The sequence below is a fragment of the Actinoplanes xinjiangensis genome (assembly GCF_003148685.1).
Classification (GTDB): domain Bacteria; phylum Actinomycetota; class Actinomycetes; order Mycobacteriales; family Micromonosporaceae; genus Actinoplanes; species Actinoplanes xinjiangensis.
Genome location: NZ_QGGR01000002.1, coordinates 693,273 through 719,656 on the forward strand (window position 1 = coordinate 693,273; position 26,384 = coordinate 719,656).

Consider the following 26,384-nt stretch of genomic DNA (forward strand, 5'->3'; position numbering starts at 1 on the left):
GAGGCCGCACATCCGCTCTGGGCCGCGGCGGGAGACGTCTTTCAGAACCTGGGGGTACGGGAGAACGACGAGCTGACCGCCTGGCGTGCCCGGTTCGGCTGCATCTGCCCGTCCTCGCAGCTGCGCAGCACCCGCAGCACGTTGCCACCGGCCAGCGCCGCCAGGTCCGCGTCCGACCAGCGCCGCGCCGCGAGCTCCCCGAACAGCCGCGGATAACCGGACACGTCGTCGAGCCCCGGCAGGGTGTCGGCGCAGCCGTCGAAGTCCCCGCCGAGCCCGACGTGATCGATCCCGGCCACCTCGCGGACGTGTTCGACGTGGTCGGCGACCTGCTCCACGGTCACCGGCGGGGGCGGGCCCTGCGGGTCGCGGGTCCACGCCCAGCGTTCCGCCGACAGGAACGCCGGCACGAACGTCACCATGCACACCCCGCCGTTGCCGGGCAGCCGCGCGAGCACGTCGTCGGGCACGTTGCGCGGGTGCCCGCAGAGCGCCCGCGCCGACGAGTGGCTGAAGATCACCGGCCGGGTGGTGACGGCCAGGGCGTCGGACATGGTGGTGTCGGCGACGTGTGACAGGTCGACGAGCATGCCGATCCGGTTCATCTCGGCGATCACCTCACGGCCGAAGTCGTTGAGGCCGCCGAGCCGGGGCGTGTCGGTGGCGCTGTCCGCCCACGGGACGTTGCGGTTGTGGGTCAGGGTCAGATACCGGACGCCCAGCTCACCGAGCATCCGCAGGACCGCCAGGGAGTCGCAGATACTGTGCCCGCCCTCGGCCCCGAGCAGCCCGGCGATCCGCCCGGCCCGGAATGCCGCCTCCAGCCCGTCCGCCGTGGTCACCAGTTCCAGCCGGCCCGGAAAGCGCCGGTGCAGCGCGTACACCAGGTCGATCTGCTGGAGGGTGCGGACCACGGCCGCCGCCGGGGGCAGGTCACCCGGGACGTAGACGGACCAGAACTGCGCGCCGACCCGCCCCGCCGCCAGCCGTGGCAGGTCGGTACGGGTCAGCGGCTGCCGCTGGTCGAGCGCGAACTTCTCCAGTTCGTCCGGCGACACCGCACCGCCGTGCAGGGTCCGCAGCGCGTCCGCGAGATCGTTGTGCCCGTCGACGAGCGGATGCTCAGCGAGCAACCGGGCGATCCGGTCCCCGGCGGTCTCGTCACGCGCGGACTCGTCGATCGGCCACATGGGTCACCCTGATCCGTGAAAATGCAGAGCGCGGAAGGTGCGAGATCCCCCCTTGCATGCTGATCCCGCACCGTCCGCGCTCGTCAGGCGAGGAACGTCGAACTGGGCGCCCGCCAGCGCGTCTCGTCGTCCCGTCCGGCGCCGGGGCCAGCCTGCCAGCCCCGCCTGGCGTCTTTCTGGCACGTTTCTGTCAGGCCGGTCCCCCGCTCGGGGCCGGTCCGAGGTCGTCGCCCCAGCGGGCGAACTGGGCGCGGGCCTGCCGTTCGGAGCGGGCCAGCAGCCGGGCACGGCCGCCGGGAAGGCGCCCGAGGAGGTGGCTGACCAGTAGGTTCGCGGCCACCCGGGTGAGGCCGTACCACGGTGGGCGGTAGGGCAGTCCCAGGTCACGCATGGCGGCCGGGCCGAGCAGCCAGCAGCTCACCGACAGGGCCCGCTCCCGTTCGTACCACCGGCGCCAGCCGGTGGTCACGTCGTCGGTCATGGTGATCAGGGCACGGGCCAGGGCGGTGCTGTTGCCGTCCGGCGGCGGATCGTTGGCCAGGAAGTGGTAGAGCAGGCGACGGCCCCGGCGCTCGGTGTGCGGCAGCCACTGGTCGTCGACGCCCATCAGCCAGCCGACGTAACTCCACAGGTGCATGACGGCGCGGGCGTCGGCGCGGGACACCCGGACCCCGAGCAGGCGCAGGTGCAGCAGGAAGCTGGTGCTGAAGACGCCCAGGGTGCTGGCCTGGTCGTACTGGTTGATCGGCACGCCGCGCAGCTCCCGGTCCCAGTCCGGGCCGGCTTCCAGGCGGGCGTTGACCAGGGCGTGCATGACCCGGACGTGCAGGGTCGCCCGGAATCCCGCCCCGCCGGGCGCCATCCCGCCGGGCGCGGTGACCGCACGCCACCAGTGCGAGGTCTCCCGGATGCGCCGCAGCGTCTCGCCACCGGCCAGCCGGCCGGTGCGGACCAGCGGTTCGAGGGCCGCCGCGGTCCGGTAGCCGCCGAGCAGCGAGCCGTACGCGAGAACGAGCCCCGCATCCATCCCGAAGGCCCGGCACGCCTCCGCGCCGCGGGCCAGCAGCTCGTCGTCGACCCAGTCGGGCCGCCGCGCCACGGCGTCGTAGAACGCCCGCACCGCCTCGGGCGCGTCCGCCGACGGCCCGGCGGCGAGAACCCGGTGCAGTTCCGCCGGCCGGACCGCCCGGATCAGCCCGGCGGCGAGCTCGTCACGCCGGAGCAGACCGGCCTTCAAGGCTTCGATCTCGTCGTCGGTCGGGGCCGCGCCGGGACCGGCGACCAGTCGCAGGGGCCGGGCGGCCCGTTCGGCCCACGACCGGTCCATCCCGAACCGGCGGGGCACCCGCAGATCGGCGTGCGTCGTCATCTCTCGACGATAGAGCCCGTCACCGGCCGGAACCGGGCCCCGGCGCATCGATCCGACGGCCCGCCCGCCGGTCCTCGATCCGGCAGCACGCCCGTCAGGGCCCGGCTGATCGATCCGACGAACCGCCCGCCGCTCCCCGATCCGGCAGCACCTCCGTCAGGGCCCGCCGGAACCGCTCGTCCGCCTCGACCTTGAGGCTCGGGATCAGACCGGAGCCGGGGCGGCCCGGGTCGTCGCGCATCCGCTGGAGGGCGGGCCGGTGCGGTTCCATCAAGTCACCGGTCCCGGCCAGCCAGGTGAGGGCCAGAATGCCGCCGGCCAGCGGGTTCACCCGGTCCAGCAGGTCCGCGGCCACCCACGGGCCGCGGTCGCCGCAACGCCAGGCGAGCCGGGCCGCGTAGGCCGCGGCCGGGCGGTCGCCGGTCCGGCCGGTCATCCGGTCGCGCAGGGCGGGCGGCCAGTCCAGGGTGGCCAGGTGCTTCTGTGCCACCGGGTGACCTATTTCGGACACCAGTGCCGCGGCGGCCTCATCGACCGCGAGGCCGCACCGCAGCAGCGCGGCGGCCGCGTGACCACGGCGTACCGGATCATGGTCGTGATCCTGAAGCTCCGCGAGCAGCAGATCACCGGCGGCCGCGGCGGCCGGTCCCAGGCCGGCGAGAATCTCCAGGACCGCCCGCTGAGCCCTGCCTGTGGCATGCAGCGCCACCAGGGCCGGAAGCAACGGCGCCGCGGCGGCGCCCCACCCCCGGAGGGCGTTCAGGATCGCGCCGGCCCGCTCATCGTGCAGGTGTACGGCCAGCTTCCCCGCGATCTCCGGAGCACACCAGGCCGCATCCGCCACGATCAGCTGCACCGATCCGTGGCCATGGGGCGCGGCCAGGAAATCCCGCAGTGGCGCCACCGCCTCGGGTGATCTGAACCGGACCATCGTTTCCAGGGCACTGCCCCGAGCCAGGTCCACCAGGCGTTCCGGGGCGGTCCCGGTCACCCCGGACAGCGGCTCCCGGAAGAACCGCCCGATCGCGCCGAGATGATCCCGCGCCGCCTCGCCCGACATCCGCAGCGCGCTCATCGCCGCCTGCCGCACCTGCACGGCGCCGTCGGTGAGACACCCGGCCAGCACGGGGACGAGGCGCGCCGGAGCGGCCCGCCAGGTCTCCATGAGCCGCCGGCACTGCCCGACGGCACCCCAGCGGGCGAGCACGTCCCCGGCGCCGATCGCCTCGGCGAACATCGGGATCTGCCCGGGCCGCCCGTCCATCGCCCGACGGATCACACCGCGCACGTCCGGCCCGAGAACCCGGACGACCTCGTCTCCGGGCGGCAACGGCCGCGCCAGGAACTCCCGGAGGACGTCCTCGCACGCGGGGCCCCCGCCGAGCCGCGCCGCGCACACCGCCGCCGCGAGCCGCAACGCCGGATCCCGGGAGCTCAGGAACGCCTCGTCCAGGCGCCCGGTGATCGGCCCGGCCGGCGGGAAGATCTCCTGGGCGAACACCTGGTAGAGAGCGAGCACCGCGGTGTCGTCCAGGTGCCGGACCGCCGCCCGGCCGACATCACCGACCCAGGACCGGACGTCACCGCCGTCGATCCTCTCGAACGGCAGCACGTCCGTCTCGATCCACCGCAGCACCTCGGTGGCGGCCCGCAACGCGCCGGTACGCGTCGGGGTGTCCCCGGCGGCGCACAGCTCACCGAGGCGGGCCAGTCGGGGCCACGAGTGACGGTCCAGCACGAAACGGCGCGGGAACAGCACGGACCGGGCGTGCTCGGGGAGGTGAGCACGCCCGGCCCGGCACAGGTCACGGACGGGATCGGTCATCAGGACAGGACGATCCCACACCGGTCAGCGGGTGCCGGCGACCACCGTGCTCACCTGGGTGCCGGAGAGGGTGCCGCCGATGTGGAGGCCGCCGCCCACGGAGGTGCCGGACACCGTTCCGCCGGTACGGACGGCGTAGGTCGTACCCCTGGTGATCTGGTGGGAGCTGAAGACGACGCCACGGAACGCCTTGGTGGGCTGGTAGGACGCGATCTGCGTGCCCGAGGTGGTGGCCAGGTGGACCACGGTCCCGGCCGCCTGGTTGGCGCTGAAGGTGATCGACACCCAGCCCTGACCGGAACTCGGCAGGGTGCTGGTGGTGGCGCTGATGCCGGACGAGATCAGCGTACCGCCGGTGATGGTGAGGGCGCCGTTGGCGTCGAGGCCGCCCTCGCCGCCGCCGCGGGTCGCCGAACCGGTGACCGCCACCGTGCCGCCGCTGATCGTCAGGGCGCCGTTGGAGTCCAGGCCGTCGGTGCCGCCGCTCGCGACGACGGTGCCACCGGTGACGCTGATCAGGGCGTTCGGGGAGTTCTGCATCTCGCCGTAGGCGGGGTCGGAGGCGTTGAACGCGTCGTCGGTGGCGGTCGCCGAGATACTGCCGCCGGTCACGTGGACCTTGAGTCCCTCCACCCCCTCGTACGACTTCGTGACGGTGACCGTGCCGCCGGCCACCCGCACGTCGGTCTCGGCGTGCACACCGTCGTCGCCGCTGGAGACCGTCGTCGTGCCGCCGTCGACGGTCAGGCCGGCATCGGAGTGCAGGCCGTCGTCGGTGGCGGTGACGTTCACCGTCCCGTCGCTGATCACCGTGAGCACGCCGGCCTTGATGCCCTTGCCGCCGGCGGTCGCGGTGATCGACCCGCCGGTGACGATGGCGTCGGTCTGTCCGGTGATCCCGTCGTCGGTCGCCTTGACGTTCACGGTGCCGCCGGTGACCGCCACGTACCCGCGGGTGGCGTCCTCCTCGTTGTCGGACTTCAGGCCGTCGCCGCCGGCGGTCGCGGTGATCGAACCGCCGCTGACGATCACGTAGTCCTGACCGCGGAGGGCGTCGTCCGGCGCCGTGGCGGTGATCGTGCCGCCGGCGATGACCAGGCCGTCCTTGACGTTGATGGCGTCGTTGGCGTTGCCGGTGACGACCAGCGCCCCGGTACCGGCGATGGTCAGGTCGGCGGCCGAGGCGATCGCGCCGTCCACCGAGGCGGTGCCGTCGGTGAGCCGGTTGGTGGTGCCGGCCTGGAGATGGACCAGCACCTCGTCGGCGGCGACCACGTTGATCGCGCCGGTGCCGCCGGTGACCGTGACGCCGTTGAGGATCAGCCGGACGATGCCGGTCCCGGTGCTGTCGACGACGATCTGGCCGGCGGTGAGCGACCCGCTGAACCGGTAGGTCCCGGCCGCGTGGACGGTCACCGTGCTGCCCGAGACGGTGACGTTCGCACTGGTGGTGGTCGCACTCGATCCGGTCAGGGTGACCGCGGCGACGTCCGCCTCGTTCCAGGTCAGGTCGGCCGCGCTGAGGTGACTGGCCTGGTTGGCGGCGAGCGCGGCGGCACCGGCCGGTCCGGCGGCCAGCGCAGGGGACGCGGGAGCCACCCAGACCGCGAGAGCGGTGGCGGTCAGCGCCGTGGGGACGGCGAGACGGGAGATTCTGGACATGGGGGATCCTTATGGTGAGGAGGATGACTGCCTTCAGCGGGCCGATGCGGCTCCGCTTCTTCAGCGGGGCGGGTGCCGGCGTAGTAGGCGGCGCCAGGGCACGTCCGGCAGGTCCGGGCGTAGTGCGGCGAGCCCGGTGGCGTATTTCGAGATGCCTACCGGCCGGTGCCCGCAGGCCCAGAGCAGCCGGTCGTTGGGTGAGACGGACGACGCGGTCTTGGTCTCGATGACCGCGACACCGGGCAGCAGCAGCTCCCGGCCGTCCACATCGGTCCAGGTCAGGCCGATGTCGACGGTCATCCGTGAATCGTCGGCGGGCTGGTGGAAGGTGGTGCGCCGATAGTGTGTCGTCAGCGTCGGCCGCAGGACGAACCGGTCGTCGCCGAGGATGTCGTCGACGAACCAGCGGCCCGGTCCGACGTCGTCGTGGTGGCCGGAGTCGTAGGGCAGGCGGTCCTTCACGGTCCCGCCCCGGTGGCCTTCGGTCTTCACCTCCAGCCAGCACAGCGCCGAGTCCAGGTAGGTGCGGGTGCGCACCTTGAACCGCCGCCGCCGGCGATACGCGGTGAGCCGGAAGCTGACCAGGTCCGGAGTGTCGAAGTAGACCGATCGGTAGCGGAACGTCCGTTCGCCGTCGATCTCCAGGACCCGGGTGGCCGGGTCGAGCCGGGCCAGCACCTCGCCGGCCGCCGCGATCGGCAGCACGTACTTGCGGTCGGTCCGGGTCTGCAACGCCGCCTTCTCGGTCAGCTCGGCCAGGGAGACCGGGTCGAGATGGGCGGTGGTCACGGTCATCGGGCCGCTCCCACGAGCGCCTTCTTGCCCGGGGCGTACGAGTACCGCACCTCCACCACGGTGGTCTCGTTGACGAGATCCACCCGTTCGACGGTGGCCGCGTGCACCCGCGCACCGAGGATCCGTTCCAGCTGCGCGACCAGGGCGACGTGGTCGGTGACGGCGTTGTCGAGCACCAGTACCTGACGCCGGTAGGAGCGGAACAGGCGTGGGTGGTCGCCGAGGTACATGACCAGGAGGATCAGCACCATGAGCGTCGGGGTGAGCCAGACCGGACCACCGCTGAGCGGCCCGAGGATGCCGAGGGCGAGGGCCGAGAAGTAGTAGGCCACCTCGTGCTGGTCCAGTTCGGTGGACCGGAGCCGGATGATCGACAGCACCCCGAACAGGCCGAGCCCGAGGCCGGCACCGACCGAGCTGGAGCTGAGCGACCCCGCGACCGCGAGCACACCGACGTTGACGCCGAGGAACGCCACGACCAGATCCCGCCGCCGGTGCCGTGGAAAATACAGCCCGAAGACGAGAACACTCACAGCGGCAAGATCTAGCGCGAAGAGCGCAAGCCGGGGCATAGTGGCACGACCTCTCAGTGCGCCCGGCCGGGACGTCAGCCCCCTGAACGCCGTCCGGCCGGCAGGTTATATATCGATGAACTTCGATTCGACCCTAGCCGCGAACCGGTCGAACCTCATCGAACACCACCTCGGAATAGCCTCAAAGGGTGCTGTGACCCGCCTGTGCCTCCAGCGGGGCGCAACGGTCACCACCCCGGACCGCGCTCGCCCAACACCGCAACCACGGCGGCTACACCGTCGACCTCGACGCGAGGGTGTGTTCCCGGTCGGACGAGGACCGGAAAACAGAAAACCCGCTACCGGATGATCGGTAACGGGTTACGTGAACTGCCAAACAGCTGGTGGGCGATACTGGGATCGAACCAGTGACCTCTTCCGTGTCAAGGAAGCGCGCTCCCGCTGCGCCAATCGCCCGCACCACAAAAGCGAGGTGGAGACGGGATTTGAACCCGTGTACACGGCTTTGCAGGCCGTTGCCTCGCCTCTCGGCCACTCCACCGAGCTGACCTCGAAAAGGCCTCTCCGAGCGGACGACGGGATTCGAACCCGCGACCCTCACCTTGGCAAGGTGATGCGCTACCAGCTGCGCTACGTCCGCTTGTCCCCCCAGGTTTCCCTGGCGACAACGGAACTTTATCTGGTCTCCCGACCACACACCAAACCGGGGGTCCTCCTGCGTGTCGCCCACGATGTGATCCGGTGGTCCGGGGCGTCAGCCGGCGACGGGCAGGCCGGGAGAGGTGAAGGCGCGCCCGTCGTCGGTGACGGCGGCGGACTCGTAGCCCTCGGCGGCGCGCTTGGCCAGCCAGGTGAGGCCTGGCTCGCCCATGGCCAGGGCCGCGGTCGCCCAGGCGTCGGCGACGGCCAGATCGGGGCCGACGACGGTGACCGATCGCAGACCGGTCGCCGGGGCGCCGGAGACCGGATTCCACACGTGGGCGCCCCGCTCGTACGTCCCGGAGGTCGCGACCGCACCGTCGGTGATGTTGAGCACCCAGGCCAGTTTGTCGGCCTCCCAGGGGTGGCGGACACCGACCCGCCACGGCCGGCCGCCGGGGCCGCTGCCGCGCATCCGGATGTCGCCGCCCGCGCCGATGTAGTGCCGGTGCGAGCCGGCGGCGGCGAGGCGCCGGGACGCCACCTCGACGGACCAGCCCTTGACGTAGCCGGACGGGTCCAGCTGCCCGCCCGCGTAGGCGTCGAAGTAGCCGCCGGTGTCGCGCCACAGGTCGGCACAGCGGTCCAGGACCAGGCGCAGGTCGGCGGAGCAGTCCTCCAGCCGCAGGTCACCGCGGCGGAAGCGGCACACCTCGCTGTCGTCTTTGTAGGTGCTGAAGCGGGCGTCGACCTCGTGCAGCCAGGCGCACGTCTCGTCGGCCAGCGACCGGAGCCGGGACTCGGGCAGGTCGTCCGCCAACTCGATGCTGACGACCGTACCCATGACCTCTTCGACGTGCCGCACGAACCTGGACCCTACGCGCCTGCCTTGTCCAGTGCCGCCTGGAGGGACGACTTGTAGGCCCCGGTGGTGAGGGTGGCGCCGGAGACGGCGTCGACGTCGGCGCTCTGCGCCTTGAGCGCGGAGGCGTTCAGGCTCTTCACGGCGTTCGGGTTGATCGTGCCGCTGAAGCCCTCGGTCGGGTACGTCGCGTTCGCGCTGGTGACCTTGCCACCGGCGACCTTGATGGTGACCTGGACCGTGCCGTACGTGTGCTGCACGGCCTTGCCCTTGAAGGTGCCGGCCTTGAGCCCGTCCTCCTCGGCGTCGTCCCCGGCCGGGGCGGTGGTCTTCTTGCCGGAGGGCTTCTTCGCCGATCCCGGGGCGGTGGTCTCCTCTGCTCCGGCCGCGTCGATCTCCGGCTCCTCGGCGGCGCTGTCGGCCTGGGCGGACGACACCGGGACGGCCGCGGGTTGCACGCTCAGGCGGACCCCGAGGATCAGGGCCGCACCGGTGAGGGTGCCTACGGCTGCTGCGGTACTGCGTCGCATCGCGGAAACTCCCAGTCAGTAGGGGTCAGAACTCGAACGGGTCGAGGTGGAGCTGGCTGTCGGGAACATCGAGCTGCTTGAGTGTGTCGACGGCGGCGTTCACCAGTCCGGGCGGACCGCACAGGTAGACGTCGCGCCGGTTCACGTCGGGAACGAGGCCGCGCAGCCCGTCCGGGGTGAACAGCCGGCGCGGGCCGGGGTCGTTGCGGCCGCCGACGATGTAGCGCACCCAGGCGTCCCGCTCCTCGGCCAGTTCCTCCAGCTCGGAGCGGAACACCAGCTCGTCCGGGCGGCTGGCCCGGTAGATCACGATGGTGTCGGCCGGCATGTCCTCGAGCAGGGCACGGATCGGCGCGATGCCGCTGCCGCCGGCGATCAGAAGAGCACGGCGACGGGTACGGCGTTCGGCGGTGAACGTCCCGAACGGCCCCTCCGCCCAGATCGGCGTGCCGGGGCGCATGGTGGCCAGCTTGCGGGTGTGGCCGCCGGCGATGGTGACGGTGAGCCGCAGCCACTGCGGGTTCGGGGCCGCCGACAGCGAGAACGGGTGCGACTGCCACCAGCCGTTCGCGGTCAGGAACCGCCAGCGCATGAACTGGCCCGCCTGTACCGGGAGCCTGTCGAGCCGCTTGCCCTCGATGTAGATGGAGAACGTGTTGGCGCCCTCGCCGACGACCTCGGCCACGGTGAAGCGGTGCCGGGCGTTGAGCCACAGCGGCTCGACGATGCGGCCCCAGAACAGGGCGGCGATGGTGATGCAGCCGAGCGCCGGCCAGAACACCGAGGCGAACTTGCCGCTCATGTCGGCGCCGGCGGCGATCTGGTGGCCGTAGCCGAGCAGCAGCACGCCGTAGCTGGTCAGGTGGATCAGGTGCCAGAGCTCGTAGTTGAGCACGTTGCGGACGGCCCGGATGGAGATCAGCGCGATGAACACCAGCAGGCCGGTGGCGATGGTGGCGCTGATCATCTCGGGGAACGTGGTGATCACGGTCCAGCCCTGCTCGACCACACCGGTGCCGGCGGTGAGCGCGTAACCGTACACGATGAACACGATGTGCGCGACCACGAAGGTCAGCAGCGAGGTTCCCAGCCAGCGGTGCCAGCGCAGCAGGTCGCGGGAGCCGACCCACTCCTCGAGCCAGGAGACCCGGCTCATCATCAGCAGCTGGATGAAGAGCAGGTAGCCGCCGATCAGGCCGGTCACCCGCCCGCCGGCGATCATCATGGTGGCGGTGTCGCTGATCGCTCCCGGCCGGGTGTTGAACAGCCACAGCGCGACGCTGGTGGCGAGCCCGGAGAAGAACAGCAGGACGGTGAGGAGCCGGTTGCCGCTGGTGGACTCGCCGGGCGGCCGCTCGTCGACGACCGGGACACCGGTGCCGGCCTTCCAGCCGGTCGGGTCGGTGAGCGACGGCTCGGTGATGTCGCCGCGGCGGTAGTTGTCCGGCTGGGCGTAGGGCTGGCCGTACTGCGGCTGGTCGTACTGGGGCTGGGCGTACTGCTGCTGCCCCTGGGCTTCCGGCCACGGCGGCATGGAAGGGTTGTCCCAGCCGGGACGAGTATCGGCCCGCAGCCCGGAGAAGTACCCGTCATCATCGGGAAGTTCGCGTTGATCCCGGAAAGCCGGAATTGTCAACGTCCTCACCTGCTCAGCAGTCGTCTCACGGCGCCTGCCACCCCATGCGGCCGACGTGACGACCCGTGCGCGGAAAGGCCGTCATGGTTGGGTACGCGCATCACGGCGAGTTGGCTCAACGAGATCGGAAAAATCCCAGAGGTTAGGTTCTCCGCATGAGTTCCGTACACCCGGTCACCGTGGTCGGCATCGGCGCCGGCGGCTGGCCGGACCTCTCCGGTACGGCACAGGACGCGCTGACCGCCGCGGAGGTGGTGTTCGGCGGATCCCGGCAGCTGGATCTGCTGCCCGCCACCGTCGCCGCACGCCGCGTCCCGTGGCCGTCTCCGCTGCTCCCCTCCCTGCCCGGCCTGCTCGAACCGGAACGCCACCGCCGGGTGTGCGTACTGGCCAGCGGTGATCCGATGTTCCACGGGATCGGCACCACCCTGGCCCGCGTTCTGGGGCCCTCGTCGATCACGGTCGTCCCGCATCCGTCGTCGGTGTCGCTGGCCGCCGCCCACCTCGGCTGGGATCTCGCCCGAACCGACGTGGTGAGCCTGGTCACGGCCCCGGTCGAGACCCTCCACCGGCTGATCAATCCCGGTCGTCGGATTCTCGTCCTGTCCGCGGGCGCGCACACCCCGGCGGCGGTGGCGGCACTGCTCGTCCGGCGCGGCCACGGCGCGGCGGCCCTGACCGTCCTGGAACAGCTGGGCGGCGACGGGCAGCGCGTGGTCACCGGCACCGCGGACTCGTGGACCCTCCCGGAAGGCGACCCGCTCAACATCGTCGCGATCGAGTGCGGTGCCGGGCCCGCCGTCCCGGTCACGACCGGTCTGTCCGATGACGCCTATCAGGGCGACGGGCAGCTGACCAAACGCGAGGTACGGGCGGTCACCCTGGCCGCACTCGCCCCCGCCCCCGGCGAACTGCTGTGGGACGTAGGAGCCGGATCCGGCAGCATCGGCATCGAGTGGATGCGCAGCCACCCGGCCTGCCGGGCGATCGCGATCGAGTCGTCGGCCGACCGGATCGCCACGATCACCGCGAACGCGGCTGCTCTCGGCGTACCCGGCCTGCGGGTGGTGCACGGCCGCGCCCCCGGCGCCCTCGACGGGCTCCCCCCACCGGACACCATCTTCATCGGAGGCGGATTGACCCGCGACGGAGTCCTGGACCGCTGCCTCGCCGCACTGCGCCCCGGCGGGCGGCTCGTCGCCAACGCGGTCACGGTCGAATCGGAGGCGGTCGTCGCCGCCGCCTACGCCAAACTCGGCGGCGAACTGACCCGGATCACCGTGCAACGCGGCTCCCCGGTCGGCGGCTTCACCGGGTGGCGCTCGTCCATGCCCGTGACGATCTGGGCGGTGAACCCGTGACCGTGCACTTCATCGGCGCCGGCCCGGGCGCCGCCGACCTGATCACGTTGCGCGGCCACCGGCTGATCGCGGCCGCCCCGGTCTGCCTCTACGCCGGCAGCCTCGTCCCGGCCGGACTCCTGGACGCCTGCCCGCCCGGCGCCCGCAAGGTCGACACCGCCAACCTGACCCTCGACGAGATCATCGCCGAGATGGTCGCCGCCCACACGGCCGGTGTGGACGTCGCCCGGCTGCACTCCGGCGACCCGTCGGTGTTCAGCGCCGTCGCCGAACAGATGCGGCGCCTCGACGCGGCCGGCGTCCCCTACGACGTCACGCCCGGCGTACCCGCGTTCGCCGCGGCCGCCGCCGCACTCGCGCGGGAACTCACCGTCCCCGAGGTGGCGCAGACGGTCATCCTCACCCGTACCGCCGAACGGGCCACCGCCATGCCACCCGGCGAAGACCTGGCCACCCTCGGCGCCAGCCGCGCCACCATGATCCTGCACCTCGCCGTCCAGCGGATCGACGCCGTCGTCGCCGAACTGACCGGCAACTACGGCGCGGACTGCCCGGTCGCGGTGGTGGCGCGGGCCTCCCGGCCCGACGAGCTCATCCTGCGCGGCACGCTCGCCGACATCGTGGGCAAGGTCAAGGACGCGGGGGTACGCCGTACCGCGGTGATCGTGGTCGGCGCGGCCCTGACGGCCGGCCAGTTCCCGGACAGCCACCTCTACTCGGCGGACCGCTGCCGGTCCGGCGACGACGACCACCACCCGGGACCGGCGGTGCCGTGAGCGTGCCGGACCCGGTAGGGAGGGTGCTGCTGCTCGGGGGGACCACCGAGGCACGGCGGCTCGCCGGGATGATCGCCGGTGAGGTCGACGTCGTCACGTCACTGGCCGGGCGGACCACCGATCCCCTGCGGCCCGCCGGGGAGACACGGATCGGCGGGTTCGGCGGGGTGGACGGGCTGGCCCGGTACCTGCGGGACGAACGGGTCGGCGCGGTCGTCGACGCGACCCATCCGTTCGCGGCGGCGATCAGCGGGAACGCGGCGGCGGCGTGTGCGGCTTGCGGCGTACCCCTGCTGATCCTGCGAAGGCCCGGCTGGACCGCCGGGCCGGGCGACGAGTGGCATCGCGTCGCGTCGCTGCCGGAGGCGGCCGGTTTGCTGCCGCGCCTCGGCCGGCGGGTGTTCCTGACCACCGGACGGCAGGGCATCGCCCATTTCGCCGGGCTCGACGGGTGCTGGTTCCTGGCCCGCTCGGTCGAACCGCCCACCGGCACCGTGCCGCGCCACCTGGAGGTGCTGCTCGACCGGGGGCCGTTCACCGTCGCGGGCGAGCGGGAACTGATCACCCGGCACCGCGTCGACGTACTCGTCACCAAGGACAGCGGCGGCTCCGACGCGAAGCTCGTCGCCGCCCGTGAACTGGGCGTTCCGGTCGTCATGGTGGACCGCCCGGCGGCACCCGGCGCCGTCACGGTGTCCACAGCGGACGCCGCAGCGTCGTGGTTACGAACGCTGCGCCGCTGAAACACGACAGTCCGGGAGCTGCGTGACGCGCGCCGCAGTGCGACGCTCGACTCATGTCCGCACGCCCGCTGCCCGCCGAACTCGCGGCCGTGCGCGCACTCGTCGCGGACGGGCTCGCCGAGATCGGCGACGCGGGTGACACCGGGCAGGTCTGGCTCCGCTCGGCGACGGCCCGCCTGACCGCTTTCGACCAGGTGGTCACCGAGGCCGCCGGCGTGCTCGCCGCACCGACCCGGCTGATCCTGGTGACGCTCGCGACGTTCCTGGTGGTGGCGGGTTCGGCGGCGCTCGCCGGTGCGCTGGGCCTCGGCTCCGGCGGGACCCTCGCCCTCTCCGGGACCACGCTCCTGATCATGTTCGCGACCATCCCGTGGGCCGGTCGTCACGTCTACACCCTGACCGGCCGCCGCCGCCTCGCCCGGGCCGCCGCCCACCTGTCCCCGCGGCCGGTCCGGGCGACATCACCGGAAGCCGGCCTGGCCGGGGTGCCCGATCGGCTGCTGCAGGCCCGGGTCCGGCTCGTCTCGGCCGCGCTGCGGCAGGCCGGGGCCGGCAACTGGAGTGCGCCGGAACTGCGCCGCGCCATCCGCACCGATCCGGTGGTCCGCCGTCTGGCCCACGCCGACCAGTTGCTGTGCCAGGCCGTCGACTGTGTCGAACGCCACCTCGGCGACCTCCGGAAGGACCCGCCGTGATGCGTTCGCTGGTGCGCGAGGACCCGTTCTCCGGGGAGAACCGGCCCCGCGCGGCGGCCATCGACCGCGATCTGCACGCCGTGATCACCGACGCGCAGAGCCGGGACTGGTCGGCGGACCGTCCGGACCGGGTCATCTTCGCCCGGCTGGGCCAGGCCCGTCGCCGGGTTCGAGCGGCGGCCGGCCGCGGTGGAGCGGATCGCCGCCCCGCCGACCCGTTCGCCGTCCTGCTCGGCGCCGTCACCGGCCTCCTGACGGCGACGGTCCTGCTGCTCACCGGTATCCCGGCGAAAATGCTCCCTCCCGGCGATCTCCCCCCACACGCCCTACCGTCCGGCAATGCACCCGCGCCCGCGCCACCGGCCGGCAATACACCCAGCCCTGCGCAACCAGCCGACAATGCACCCAGCCCTGCGCCACCAGCTGGCAATGCCCCCAGCCCAGCGCAACCGGCCGACAATGCACCCAGCCCTGCGCAACCGGCCGGCAATGCCCCCAGCCCTGCGCAACCGGCCGGTGACGTGCCCGCGAACGCCATGCCGGCCGGTGACGTGCCCGCGCCGGCCGACGTCTTCCCGGTGACGCTGCCCGCCGACGCCGTCCCGGTGATCGCGCCACTGCCGCTGGCCCTGACCGCGGTGGCCGCCCTGTGGACAGCCCTGCTTGCCGTCGCCCTGCTGCGGCATCTGCGCCGCCGGTGGGACCGCGCCACCGTCGACGGTCCGGCGCCGATCGACGACCACTACCGGTATGTCGCGTTCCGCCGCCGGATCGAAGCGTGCGCCGCCGCGGCCCGCCACCACCGTTCGCACCGGCGCCGGGCTGCCGCGATCGATCTGGAGTACGCCCTCGACTGGCTGGCCGCCGCCCAGAGCGAACTCCCCCGCCACTGACGCTGTCACATCCGCCCCGCCCGTCTCGTCCCTGTCCCGGACAAACACCCGGCTGGTCCCCACCGCTGCCTCAACCACGCCGAAACAGCGGTGGGAACCAGCCACCAACCACCGGCTGGACGTCACCGCTGCCTCAACCACGCCGAGACAACGGTGAGAACCAGCCACCAACCACCGGCTGGACACCACCGCTGCCTCAACCACGCCGAAACAGCGGTGAGAACCAGCCACCAACTACCGGCTGGACGTCACCGCTGTCTCGAGCACGCTGAGACAGCGGTGGGAACCAGCCGGATCTGACCTCGCGAGGAGTAGGACATGCGGATCGTTGTGGTGGGCGGCACCGGGCAGACCGGGCGGCTGTTGGTGGAGGCTTTGCGGGCGCGCGGCCACGAGGCGGTGCCGGCTTCCCCGTCGACCGGGGTGAACGCGTTCACCGGGGACGGTCTGGAACAGGTCCTGACCGGAACTGACATCGTGATCGACGTCACCAATCCGCCATCGGCGGGTGCGGCCGAGGCGACCGAGTTCTTCCGGGCGACCTCGGAGAACCTGACCACCGCCGGAGCCAAGGCGGGGGTCCGGCATCATGTGGTGCTGTCGGTCATCGGCCTGGAGCCGGCCTCGGATCTGGCGTACTACCGGGCGAAACTGGCCCAGGAGGCGGCGGTTCGGTCGGGCGGGGTGCCGTACACGATCGTGCGGGCCGCCCAGTTCTTCGAGTTCCTGGACGTCATCATGCAGGCCAACACGCGGGGCGACGAGATCACCCTGGCTCCGGTCCGGGTGCAGCCGATCGCGCTGTCCGATCTGGTCACCCACCTGGCCGGGATCGCCGAATCGGCCCCGGCCGACGGCACCGTCGAGGTGGCCGGGCCGGAGGCACTGGCCCTGGACGAGATCGGCCGCCGGCTGGCCGCCCCCGGCCAGCGGGTGACGAGCGACGGTCGCCCGTTCTTCGGCGCCGACATCCCGGTCGACGCCCTCGTCGCGGGCCCGTCGGCCTTCCTGGCCCCGACCACTCTGGACACATGGCTGGCCGGCCAGCGCCGCTGAGAACGACCGCGGCCGGACCGCCCACGAACACCGGCCCGGTTGGGCCTAGGCGGTCGCGGGGACCAGGGCGCTGCGGCGGGCGAACAGCACCGAGCAGACGATGAGCGAGCTGGTCAGCCCGACCAGGGCGGAAGCCCACACGGCGGGCTGGCCGACGCCGATGCCGTAGGCCAGCCACGATCCGCAGGCGGCGGCGGCCAGCGTCCAGCGCAGCGGGGAGAGCCCGGAGATGTCCTGGTGGCGGTCGCGGAGGAGGGCGAGCGGCTGGGGTACCGCGGAGACGAACGACACCGCGGCCAGCGCCGTTCCCAGCATGGCGGCCGCCCGCGGCCCGGTGACCTGGGGCAGTGCCGCGGAGGCGGCGGTGCACAGCACCACGAGGAGCACCCCGGCGGCCGCACCCGCGCTGGCCAGCAGTGCCCGGCCGGAACGGGCGTCGGGCCGGGCGGCGAGCAGCGCGATCAGGATGGCGAGCCCGGTGGAGGCGCTGACCGTGTTCGTCACGACCTGGAAGCGGTCGCCGATCAGCAGGCCGTAGGTGACCCAGCCGAGCGGCATGGCGACGCTCAGCATGCAGGCGGTGGCGGACAGGCCGTTGGTGCGGCGGCGCACGCACGAGCGGTAGACCTGCGGCCAGGCGATCGACATGGACAGGGCGGCACCGAGAAGGCCGAAGACGTGGGTAAGCATCGCGGATCCGTTCGGGCGGTCCCGGCCGTCGCTGACGACCCGCACCCGTCTCACTACCGATCGCACCGAACCGGCACCCCGGGGGTGCCGGGGACCACCCCCCATTTGGCACAGTGGACAGATGCTGACCGACGTGGACCTCCCCGCGCCCGGACTGCTCTGGATCCGCTGGGCGACGTTGAGCACCACCCATGTCGCCCTCGGCCGCACCGGCTCCTGGTCGATCGACGACCACGGGGCGCGCCGGGATCGGCAGGACGGGGGCTGGGCCCGGTTCGCCCTGCTTGACGGTCGTCGCGCGGTGCTCTACGGCGATCATCACGAGCACAGTGCGGCCATGCGCGACGATCCGCCAGCCGATCCGCTGACCGGCGCCCCCGACTGGCTCCCGTGGGACACGCTGGCTCCCCTCGCCGAGCGGGACCGGCTGGGTTTCGTCATCTGGCACGAGAGCGGCCGCTGGTCGCGGGTGCGTTACCGGGACGGCCGGCCCGACGGCATGACGGATCTGGCCGGGCCGCTGCTGACCGGGGAGCGCACGCTCGGCGCGCTGAGCCGGTTCGGTCCCCGCCCGGCGGCTGAGCGGCTGGTCGTCGCCGCGGTGCGGGCCGAGGTGTCCCCGGCGCACCTCACCGATCTGCTGGTCGACGGGGTGCCGGATCTGGCGGCGGCGATGGCCACGGCGGCCCGGGGCGGTCTGGTGCCGGGCAGCGCCGCGCCGCGGATCGCGCCCGGCCGGCGGCCGCCGATGCGCCGGGTCCGCCGGCTCAGCCACGGCGAGCACGACCGGCTGGTCTGGTCGGCGATGCGGGATGCGGCCGAGGTGTCCCGGCCGGCACCGCCCACCACCGCCGAGCTGGACACGCTCGTCGGCTGGCTGCAGGACCGGGCGCCGCACGCCGACGGGCGGTGCTCGCTGCTGGCGTATGCGGACGCCACGAGTTTCAGCGTGCAGTCCGGGGAGCGCCCGCCGGCCGAGCGACCGGACGAGGAGCGTTACGCCACCTTCCGGCGGCTCACCGAGCTGGTCCGGGCACTGCGCCGGGCCGAGTCCGATCCGCGGTACGGCCGGTGGCTGTTCCTGCGGGTGGAGACGAGCGCGTCCGCCGTGCACGTGGAGCGGCGCTACGACTCCTGGCCGCCCTGGTGGCACGACGACGGCGTCTCCGGCCCGTGGCGGACGAACCTTCAGGAGGAGATGGACGCCCGCCAGCCCCGGTATCGCCCGTCGTGGGTGCGGCTCCTCGACCCGGAGACCGCCTTCCGCCCGCTGTGACGTCCGGCCGGTTCAGCGTGCCTTGCCGGCCGCGGCAGGCCGAGTGACGCGGCCGGTCCGGCCGGTTCAGCGTGCCTTGCCGGCCCGCAGCAGGGCGAGTGACGCGGCCAGTCGCCGGGCGCGGGTCTCGGCCGTCTTCGCCGAGGTCAGCTGCCCGGCATGCCATTTCTGGTTGCTGACCGAGATCGACTCCCAGAAGGCCCTGGTGTCCGGTTCGGCGGCCAGCGCCGCCGCAAGGTCGTCCGGCACCTCGACGGTACGGGGAGCGGCGTCCAGCTCGATGTCGAGGTCATAGACCTGCCCACCGTCGAGCCCGCCGGCGGCTCGCCGCTCGGCGCTGACACCGAGCCAGTACTCGCCGCCCATCCGGGCGATGGAGGACCGGAACTCGAAGTCGCCGGCCCGCACGACCACCTTGGGCCGCCCGCCACCGCCGAGCCCGGCCACGAACTCGTCGGGAATACGGAACCCGGTGGTGTTCCCCCCGGTCTTCTCCAGCTCACCCCGGTACTTCATGCCCGAGACGATAGCCAACCGGGGACCTCGGATCAGCTTCCGGCTTCGAAACGGTCCCGGTCGAGGAAGGTGAGCCGGGCCCTCTTGTGCCCGAGGTCGATCTCCGGGCCGAGGTCGAACCCCTCCCGTTGCAGGCGGGCGATCATCCGTTCGTTGCGGATGTCCGGTTCGGCGATGATCCGCCGGCGGGACGGGTCGGCGAACAGGTGCCGCAGCAGCGCCGGGAAGACCGCACTGGTCAGGTGCGGCAGTTCCCGCCCCTCGGCGTCGAGGAGCAGGTGCAGCCCGAAGTCCCCGGGCCGTACGTCGTAGCACTCCCCCACCGGGTCCTGTGACGGCTCGTAGGTCTGGAACACCCCGATCGGCCCGTCGTCGAGCGACAGCAGGTACGCGTGGTGGCTGTCGAGGCCGTCGACGAACCCGTAGATCTCCTCGACGTCCTGGACGGTGTGCTGTCCCATGCCCCAGAACCGGTTGCGCTCCCTGATCACCCAGGCGTGCACGATCGGCGCGTGGGCCGCCGGGTCGAGCGGGATCATGGTCAGCTCGCCGAGCCCGGGCAGTTTCTCCGAGAAGACGATCACGGGTTCCTCCGTCAGTAGTTCCCAGTCGGTGACGAGCGGGACGAGTTCACCGGACGCCCAGAGCGGCAGCTGGTCCAGGAAGTGCGGGGACGACGGGTCGTCCGAGGCGCCGAACGGGACGATCCACCGGCTGCGCCGCCGGTCGGTGAGGTCCCAGACGTAGCGGGCGACCGGTCCGCGCCAGCACAGGTCGCTGACGCCGGGCACGCTGGACGTGTTGAGCACGCACCCGGCGGACCCGCCGAGCCGGATCTGCGGCACGACGGCGTCCAGGCCGGGCAGCTGGAGCGGGTACAGCAGGTGCCGGTCGCCCCAGGGGGTGTCCGGGAGCGGGTCCGGTACCGCCGGATCGACGCCGAGCCCGGCGAGCACCCCGTCCAGGGCGATGCCGACGCGGGCGCGCGGGTCGGTCCAGGGGGCGAAGAGCGGGTCGTGCCCGGACGGTGCGAAGAGCGGCCGCAGGGCGGGCAGGTCACACACCGCACGGGCCACGGCGGCCTGCCGGGCCATCCGGTGCCCCGCGTCGGCCGAGTCGGCCGGGAGGGCGGTGTCCATGTGGATCGACTCGTGCGGCACCCCGAGGGCGAGCAGTTCCCGGATCCGGCGGGCGCGGGCCGGGGGCGCGAAGTCCACTCCGTACGGTGCGGTGTCCGGCCGCCGGTCGTTGGCGTTGACCGCCGACGTGACGGGGGCGCGGAACATCGGCGCCCACTCCGGCTTCCAGGCGTACCGCGGTTCCCAGGCGGGCACCGGGACGAGGCGGTTGCGGTCGTCGCGCTGCGGCACCCGGCCGACGGTCAGTTGCAGGGCCCGGCCGGTGGAGTCGGCGGTGAGGACGCTGTTCACCGGTTCCACCCAGCGGGACAGGGCGTCGGCGACGTCGTCCACCGTGGAGGCGTGCAGCAGCGGCAGCAGGGCGTCGAAACCCAGATCAGAAGCGGACCGCGCGGGGGTACGAAGACTCAGGTTCCCATCGATGACCGGTCCACGGGCCGTCTCGATGACATCGACCACGACCGGTTCCTCGTCGCGTACGAGAATCGTCTCCTGATGGGTGACCACCGGCTCCCAGCCGTTCGCGCCGCGGGCCTGGAGCCCGGTGCCGGCCGGGCGCAGTTCCTCGATGTAGAGGTCCTGGTAGTCGGCCATCGCGTTGGTGATCGCCCACGCCACCGACCCGGCGTGGCCGAAGTGCTGCACGCCGGGGACGCCGGGGAAGGTGAGCCCGGCCACGTCGAACGCCGGGCAGGCGAGGCGGATCTGCTGGTAGACGCCGGGCAGTTCGAGCAGCCGGTGCGGGTCACCGGCGATCTCGCCGGGCACGGTCCAGGCGTTGCTGCCGGAGCCGCCGGGCCCCTCGATCGCGAACCAGCCGAGCGCGTCGGCACCGAGGGTCCGTTCGACGTGCGCCCGCCACAGCTTGTTGCCGAACGTGCCGAACAGGATGTGCTGCACCTGGAAGACGCCGAGCGACGACCACGGATGCCACTCGATGCCACCGGCGCGGACCCCGTCGGCATACGTTTCCAGCCACTGCCGGGTCGAGACGTCGAGTTCGGCGAAGGAACGCCGCGCGGTGTCGTCGAGCCGGACCCGGCGGGCGAAACGGTCCCAGCCCAGCTCGGAGACTCCGGCGACGGAGGCGAGACGGCCCTCCGATCGCAGCCGTTCCACCGTGATCTGCCGGCCCCGGTCGGTCGCGGTCACCCGCCCCTGGAGCCAGGCCAGGTCGAGGACCGACCCGGCTCGCAGGTGCGGGATGCCGTGTTCGTCGCGGTAGAGCTTCATGCCGCGATCGGGTTCTCCAGTTCGCCCGCGAAGATCAGCGAGCCGGCCTGATCGGTGAGGTCCACCATCTGGAGCGTGTTGCGCAGTTGCAGCCGGTTCAGGCAGGAGTGCCGGAAGGTCGGCCGCAGCAGGTCGAGCCGCCCGGCCAGGTGCGGGTGGTCCTTGGCGTGCTCGCGGACGCAGTCGCCGGCGAGCGCCCAGAACTCGGCGGCGCTCAGGATCCCGTCGGTGTCGAGGATCCCGGCCAGGTGGCGCAGGAAGCCGTCGAACACGTCGGTGAAGAGAGCCAGTTCCTTGATCTCGTCGGTGACGTCGATGCGGATCCGCTCGACCTCGGGCGGCAGCGGCTGGTCGTTCATGACCGCCACCTCCTCGCCGATGTCCTTCATGAACACCCGGGTCGGTACGTGGTTCTCCAGCACGAGGATCAGGTTCTCGCCGTGCGGCATGAACGCGAGGTCGTGCTGGAGCAGGCAGTGCACGATCGGCCGCAGGTAGGCGCGCAGGTAGCTCGCCACCCACGTGGCGGCCGGCACGCCGGACTCCCGGATCAGGGCGGCGGTCAGGGAGTTCCCGTCCCGGTCGCGGTGCAGGAGGCTGGCCATCGTGGCGAGCCGCTCGTTCGCGGTGATGCGCGTGACCGGGCTCTCGCGCCACAGGGCGGCGAGCATCTTGGTGTACGCGCTGGGCGTCCCGGTCCGGTGGTAGGCGTCGCCGGTGTACCCGATCGCCGCCAGCTCCCGCAGGACCCCGAAACCGCAGGCGCGCAGTTCCTCGTCACCCTCCACGACCGACGCGACCCAGTCGTTGATCGGCGGGGTGGCCCGCATGTACTTCGGGGACAGCCCGCGCAGGAAGCCCATGTTCTGCACGGCGATCGCGGTCTTCACGTAGTGGCGTTCGGGCCGGTCGACGTTGAAGAACGTCCGGATCGACTGCTGTGCCCGGTAGCGGTCGGGACCGGCGTCGAGCGGGACGATCGCCCGGCGGGCCACGTCCGGCGCGAACGTGACGGTGACCTTGTGCTCCCACTGCCACGGGTGCACCGGCAGGTACCGGTAGTCGGCCGGGTCCAGTCCGTGTCCCCGCAGCTGCCGCTCGAACCGGTCCAGGAGCGGGCCCAGCTCGTCGGCGTAGTGCGCGCGCTCGTCGCCGTCGTACACGAAGACGCTCTCGTCCCGGCGGATGGCCACCCACCGCAACCGGACCGCCTGCCCGGCCTCCGGCGCATAGGCCTCGTGGTCGGCGAGACCGTAACCGATCCGCCCGTTGTTGGCCACGAACCCGGGGTGGCCCTCGGTCATCGCCGCCTCGATGGTCTGGAAGCTCGCGTGCACCAGGTCCTCGGCGGTCTCCCGGCGGTGCGCGTACTTCCAGGCGGTCCCGGCCAGCGTCGCCGAGATCTCCTCCAGGTAGGTGCCGAGCAGTTTCTCCGGAATGCCGAGCGTCTCGCGCAGGCCGGCGATGAAGTCGAGCGCGTCCAGCGGCCCGTCGAGCGACTCCGGGTCGATCACCCAGTGCTCCAGCGGGTGGCGCTTCGCGGTGAAGGTGTTCGCGCCGACCTCGAACCGGTCGCCGCCGAGCGGGACGGGCGTGATCAGGCGCTCGTGGCTGAACTCGGCGATCGCCTTCGCGATCAGCCGGCGGTGGGCGAACGCGATGGCCTCCGGCCGCAGGTGCGGGACGCTCATCGTGTACGCCGCCCGCGTGCAGAAACTCAGCCGGGCGACCTTGTCGTGCAGGGGGACGTGCCGTTCCTCGACGAACCCGACCTCGGCGTTCTTGCGCGCGATGGCCTCGTTGCGTACGTCCGGCTCGACGACGACCCGTTCGATACGGGAGTCGGCGAAGCAGAAGTCCATGACCGCCCGCATCACCGCGGAGGTGACACCCGACCGGGGCCTGCCGGTCGGTGGCGCGACCAGCACGTGCATGCCGATGTCACCGGCCGGCACGTCGTAGTGCCGCGCCAGCTCGCTGTGCGCCGGATCGTAGGTCTCGGCGAGGAACAGCGGGCTCTCGTCGTCGTCGAGTCCGAGCCACGCGTGGTGGTGCGGGTCGTCGGCGATCTTCTGGTACTCCTCGCGGACCCGTTCCGGGGTGGCACCCTGCAGCCCCCAGTAGTGCGACCGCGGATGCGTCACCCAGGCATGCAGAAGGTCGAGGTCACGATCGAGGTCGAGGGGTACGAGTCTCACTGGTTCACCAACTGTCGGGGGATGTCGGCGGTGGGGGCGCCGAACTGCTGGAACGCGATCGACTCCTCGACCCGGTAGATCTCCCGGCCGGTGATCGCCCGCAGGATCACGCTGTTGCGGTACGGGCCCATGCCGAGGTCGGGGTCGGTGACGCTGTGCGTGTGCTCGGCGGCGTTCTGCACGAACACCTCGTCACCGGCGGAGTCCACGGCGTAGTCGACGGTCACGTCGAAGCGGCCGCGGGCGTCCCAGTTGATCCGGTCGCGGACCGGGTCCAGGAAGGAGGGCACGCGCGGGGCGTACCCGGTGGCGAGGACCAGGCCCTGGGTGGTCGCGGTGAACGAGCGGCCCTGCTGCTGATGTTCCAGGGCCAGGGTCCAGCGCTCCCCGTCCCAGATGACGCCGTCCAGTGCGGTGCCGGTGAGCAGGGTGGTCGGCACCGGGCCGGTCAGGCTCTTGGCGTAGAGCGTCTCGTAGATGGCGTCGACCAGGTCACCGCTGATGCCCTTGTAGAGGTTGCGCTGCTCGCGGCCGAGCCGGTCCCGCACGTCCATCGGCAGTGCCTGGTGGTAGCGGATGTAGTCGGGCGAGGTCATCTCGAGGGTCAGCTTCGTGTACTCCATCGGGAAGTACCGCGGTGACCGGGTGATCCAGCTCAGGTGGTAGCCGTACGTCTCGATCTCGTTGAGCAGGTCGAGGTAGATCTCGGCGGCACTCTGCCCGCTGCCGATGATCGTGATCGAGTCGAGGCCCTGAAGCTTCGCCTTGTTGGGCAGGTAGTCGGCGCTGTGCACGTACGGTCCCTGGTCGACGGCGGCCGGGATCCGCGGCGCGGTGCCGATGCCGAGGACCAGCTTGCGGGCCCGGTAGGTCTCGCCGTTCGTGTGCACGAGGTACGCCTCGCCGTCGTGGGTGACCGTGTCGACCCGGGTGTTCCACCGGATCGACGTCAGCTGCCGGGCCGCCCACCTGCAGTACTCGTTGTACTCGGCGCGCAGCGGGAAGAAGCTCTCCCGGATGTAGAACGGGTAGAGCCGGCCCACCTGCTTGAGGTAGTTGAGGAACGAGAACCGGTTGGTCGGATCGGCCATGGTGACCAGGTCGGCGAGGAACGGGACCTGGATCGTGACGCCGTCCAGCATCAGGCCGGGGTGCCAGTCGAACTCGGCCCGCTGCTCCAGGAAGATCCCGTCGACGTCGGCCAGGTCCTCGGTCAGCGCGGCCAGGCCGAGGTTGAAGGGGCCGACTCCGATCGCTGCGAAGTCGTAGGTGTGCATCAGGCCATCACCGCCGTCGCCTCGTCGCGCTCGCCGGTCATCTCGCGGCCGATCCCGCGGATCAGGTCCAGCACGTCGCGCAGGTTGCCCATCGTCGTGTTCGGGTTGAGCAGCGTGAACTTGAGCCAGTAGTGGCCGCCGATGGTGGTGCCGGCGACGATCGCCCGGCCGCCGTAGAAGAGCCGCTGCCGCAGCTTCGGCATCAGCTCGTCGCACTCGGCGACGCCCATGCCGGCCGGCCGGTAGCGGAACAGCACCGTGCTCAGGGTCGGTGCGGCCACCGCCTCGAAGTCCGCGTCGTCGCCGATCATCAGGTAGGCGTCGTGCGCCCGGTCGACGACCGCGTCGAACATGTCGCCGATCTGCTCGGCGCCCATGGTCCGCAGCGTCATCCACAGCTTCAGCGCGTCGAAGCGGCGGGTGGTCTGCAGGCTCTTGTCGACCTGGTTCGGCACGGCGGCGGCCCGCGGGTTCAGGTAGTCGGCGTGCACCGCGATCCGGCGCATCGTCTCGCCCCGGCGCACCACGATCGCGCTGGAGCTGACCGGCTGGAAGTAGCTCTTGTGGAAGTCCACGGTGACCGAGTCGGCGCGCTCGATGCCGTCCAGCAGGTGCCGGCGGCGGGTGGAGACGAGCAGGCCACAGCCGTACGCGGCGTCGACGTGGAACCAGATGCCCTGGCTCTCGCAGATCGCGGCGATCTCGGCGACCGGGTCGAGGCGGCCCAGGTCGGTGGTGCCGGCGGTGGCGACCACGGCCATCGGGATGCCGCCGTCGCGGCGTACGTCCTCGATCGCGGCGGCCAGCGCGGTGGTGTCCATCCGCCCGGTGCCGTCGGTGGCGACGCCGACCACGGCGTCGGCGGCCATACCGAGGATGCCGGCGGACTTGCTGACGCTGAAGTGGCTCTCGGTGGTCGCGAAGATCCGCAGCTTCTCCAGGCTCGCCGAGCGGGGCAGCCCTTCCAGGGTCTCCTCCCGGGCCAGCAGCAGGGCCTGGAGGTTGGACTGGGTGCCGCCGCTGGTGAAGATGCCGTCGGCGCCCGGGCCGAACCCGATCCGCCCGGCCGTCCAGTCGATCAGGCGGCGCTCGATGAGCGTGCCGGCGGTGCTCTGGTCCCAGGTGTCCACAGACGAGTTGACCGCCGAGATCAGCACTTCGGCACTGAGCGCGGGGATGGCGACCGGGCAGTTCAGGTGAGCGACGTAGGTCGGCTCGTGGAACCAGACGGCGTTGTCCAGGTAGAGCCGGGCGACTTCGTGCAGTGCCGCGCCGGTGTCACCGAGGGGCCGGTCCAGATCGACCGCGTCGACCTGTTCCTGCAACTCGCCGACGGCTGCGCCGGAGTACGGCTGCCGCACTGCCTTCACCCTGTCGGCGAGCAGCGCCGACGCGTGCCACACACCGGACGTGTAACTGTCCAACGTGGAGCCGGAGAACAGATGCGGGGACTCGGACCGCTCCAACGGGGGCCTCCAATAAGGTAAACC

22 protein-coding genes and 3 tRNA genes are annotated in these 26,384 nt (G+C 72.1%); 7 read left to right on the forward strand and 18 right to left on the reverse strand.

The genetic code is table 11. The annotated features are described in order from the left end of the window. Positions 1-41: 41 nt before the first annotated feature. From BC793_RS51115 to BC793_RS06565, 12 genes are all read right to left on the reverse strand, one after another. Positions 42-1,190 (reverse strand): dipeptidase, encoded by a 1,149-nt coding sequence (locus BC793_RS51115; protein WP_109590153.1) that lies wholly within the window; start codon positions 1,188-1,190, stop codon positions 42-44. Between the two features lie 190 nt (positions 1,191-1,380). Then, positions 1,381-2,559 carry an oxygenase MpaB family protein gene (locus BC793_RS06515; RefSeq protein WP_109590155.1) on the reverse strand — a complete coding sequence of 393 codons (1,179 nt, stop codon included), beginning with the start codon at positions 2,557-2,559 and terminating at the stop codon, positions 1,381-1,383. Positions 2,560-2,653: 94 nt separating this feature from the next. Beyond that, positions 2,654-4,384 carry a hypothetical protein gene (locus BC793_RS06520; RefSeq protein ID WP_109590157.1) on the reverse strand — a complete coding sequence of 577 codons (1,731 nt, stop codon included), beginning with the start codon at positions 4,382-4,384 and terminating at the stop codon, positions 2,654-2,656. Between the two features lie 24 nt (positions 4,385-4,408). Beyond that, the gene (locus BC793_RS06525) at positions 4,409-6,046 is read right to left on the reverse strand and encodes a carbohydrate-binding domain-containing protein (protein WP_109590159.1); all 1,638 of its coding nucleotides are present in this window, start codon (positions 6,044-6,046) and stop codon (positions 4,409-4,411) included. 60 nt (positions 6,047-6,106) lie between these two features. After that, positions 6,107-6,841 (reverse strand): polyphosphate polymerase domain-containing protein, encoded by a 735-nt coding sequence (locus BC793_RS06530; RefSeq protein ID WP_109590161.1) that lies wholly within the window; start codon positions 6,839-6,841, stop codon positions 6,107-6,109. Continuing rightward, positions 6,838-7,374 carry a DUF4956 domain-containing protein gene (locus BC793_RS06535; RefSeq protein WP_239169670.1) on the reverse strand — a complete coding sequence of 179 codons (537 nt, stop codon included), beginning with the start codon at positions 7,372-7,374 and terminating at the stop codon, positions 6,838-6,840. Before BC793_RS06535 ends, BC793_RS06530 begins: the two co-directional genes overlap by 4 nt. 381 nt (positions 7,375-7,755) lie before the next feature. Beyond that, a tRNA-Val gene (locus BC793_RS06540) sits at positions 7,756-7,830 on the reverse strand. A 14-nt stretch (positions 7,831-7,844) separates the two neighbouring features. Beyond that, positions 7,845-7,915 (reverse strand) — tRNA-Cys (locus BC793_RS06545). A 26-nt stretch (positions 7,916-7,941) separates the two neighbouring features. After that, positions 7,942-8,014: transfer RNA gene (locus BC793_RS06550), tRNA-Gly, on the reverse strand. Between the two features lie 114 nt (positions 8,015-8,128). Beyond that, positions 8,129-8,857, reverse strand: coding sequence for an FAD:protein FMN transferase (locus BC793_RS06555; RefSeq protein WP_109590165.1), 729 nt, complete (start codon positions 8,855-8,857; stop codon positions 8,129-8,131). A gap of 32 nt (positions 8,858-8,889) precedes the next feature. Beyond that, positions 8,890-9,405 (reverse strand): FMN-binding protein, encoded by a 516-nt coding sequence (locus tag BC793_RS06560; RefSeq protein WP_109590167.1) that lies wholly within the window; start codon positions 9,403-9,405, stop codon positions 8,890-8,892. Between the two features lie 25 nt (positions 9,406-9,430). Next, positions 9,431-11,041 carry a ferredoxin reductase family protein gene (locus BC793_RS06565; protein WP_109590169.1) on the reverse strand — a complete coding sequence of 537 codons (1,611 nt, stop codon included), beginning with the start codon at positions 11,039-11,041 and terminating at the stop codon, positions 9,431-9,433. A gap of 155 nt (positions 11,042-11,196) precedes the next feature. On the opposite strand from BC793_RS06565, the gene cbiE reads away from it, so the two are divergent. The 6 genes from cbiE (at position 11,197) to BC793_RS06595 (ending at position 16,565) form a co-directional block, all read left to right on the forward strand. Beyond that, positions 11,197-12,402, forward strand: coding sequence for a precorrin-6y C5,15-methyltransferase (decarboxylating) subunit CbiE (gene cbiE / locus BC793_RS06570; RefSeq protein ID WP_109590171.1), 1,206 nt, complete (start codon positions 11,197-11,199; stop codon positions 12,400-12,402). Further along, on the forward strand, positions 12,399-13,178 hold the full coding sequence (gene cobM, locus BC793_RS06575; RefSeq protein WP_109590419.1) for a precorrin-4 C(11)-methyltransferase: 780 nt from the start codon (positions 12,399-12,401) through the stop codon (positions 13,176-13,178). The genes cbiE and cobM overlap by 4 nt, the downstream gene beginning before the upstream one ends. 2 nt (positions 13,179-13,180) lie before the next feature. Then, a complete protein-coding gene (locus tag BC793_RS06580) occupies positions 13,181-13,921 on the forward strand; it encodes a cobalt-precorrin-6A reductase (RefSeq protein WP_203896017.1) in 741 nt (246 codons plus the stop codon). A gap of 53 nt (positions 13,922-13,974) precedes the next feature. Then, on the forward strand, positions 13,975-14,616 hold the full coding sequence (locus BC793_RS06585) for a hypothetical protein (protein WP_109590175.1): 642 nt from the start codon (positions 13,975-13,977) through the stop codon (positions 14,614-14,616). Then, complete coding sequence (locus BC793_RS06590; RefSeq protein ID WP_109590177.1) at positions 14,613-15,509, forward strand: hypothetical protein; 897 nt, start codon at positions 14,613-14,615, stop codon at positions 15,507-15,509. The genes BC793_RS06585 and BC793_RS06590 overlap by 4 nt, the downstream gene beginning before the upstream one ends. A 318-nt stretch (positions 15,510-15,827) precedes the next feature. After that, positions 15,828-16,565: an SDR family oxidoreductase gene (locus tag BC793_RS06595; protein ID WP_109590179.1), complete on the forward strand. Its 738-nt coding sequence runs from the start codon at positions 15,828-15,830 to the stop codon at positions 16,563-16,565. A 45-nt stretch (positions 16,566-16,610) separates the two neighbouring features. Here BC793_RS06595 and BC793_RS06600 read toward each other — a convergent pair whose 3' ends face one another. Beyond that, on the reverse strand, positions 16,611-17,255 hold the full coding sequence (locus tag BC793_RS06600; protein ID WP_109590421.1) for a SemiSWEET transporter: 645 nt from the start codon (positions 17,253-17,255) through the stop codon (positions 16,611-16,613). 121 nt (positions 17,256-17,376) lie between these two features. On the opposite strand from BC793_RS06600, the gene BC793_RS06605 reads away from it, so the two are divergent. Further along, the gene (locus BC793_RS06605; protein ID WP_109590181.1) at positions 17,377-18,531 is read left to right on the forward strand and encodes a hypothetical protein; all 1,155 of its coding nucleotides are present in this window, start codon (positions 17,377-17,379) and stop codon (positions 18,529-18,531) included. A gap of 66 nt (positions 18,532-18,597) precedes the next feature. Here the strand turns inward: BC793_RS06605 and BC793_RS06610 are convergent, their stop codons facing one another. Genes BC793_RS06610 through BC793_RS06630 form a run of 5 tightly spaced genes read right to left on the reverse strand, consistent with a single transcriptional unit; the run spans position 18,598 to position 26,360 of the window. Then, complete coding sequence (locus BC793_RS06610; RefSeq protein ID WP_109590183.1) at positions 18,598-19,047, reverse strand: YdeI/OmpD-associated family protein; 450 nt, start codon at positions 19,045-19,047, stop codon at positions 18,598-18,600. A 32-nt stretch (positions 19,048-19,079) separates the two neighbouring features. Then, on the reverse strand, positions 19,080-21,419 hold the full coding sequence (locus BC793_RS06615; protein WP_109590185.1) for a GNAT family N-acetyltransferase: 2,340 nt from the start codon (positions 21,417-21,419) through the stop codon (positions 19,080-19,082). Next, positions 21,416-23,617 carry a GNAT family N-acetyltransferase gene (locus BC793_RS06620; RefSeq protein ID WP_109590187.1) on the reverse strand — a complete coding sequence of 734 codons (2,202 nt, stop codon included), beginning with the start codon at positions 23,615-23,617 and terminating at the stop codon, positions 21,416-21,418. Before BC793_RS06620 ends, BC793_RS06615 begins: the two co-directional genes overlap by 4 nt. After that, complete coding sequence (locus BC793_RS06625) at positions 23,614-24,894, reverse strand: lysine N(6)-hydroxylase/L-ornithine N(5)-oxygenase family protein (protein WP_109590189.1); 1,281 nt, start codon at positions 24,892-24,894, stop codon at positions 23,614-23,616. Before BC793_RS06625 ends, BC793_RS06620 begins: the two co-directional genes overlap by 4 nt. Next, a complete protein-coding gene (locus BC793_RS06630; protein WP_203896018.1) occupies positions 24,894-26,360 on the reverse strand; it encodes a pyridoxal phosphate-dependent decarboxylase family protein in 1,467 nt (488 codons plus the stop codon). The genes BC793_RS06625 and BC793_RS06630 overlap by 1 nt, the downstream gene beginning before the upstream one ends. Positions 26,361-26,384: the final 24 nt, after the last annotated feature.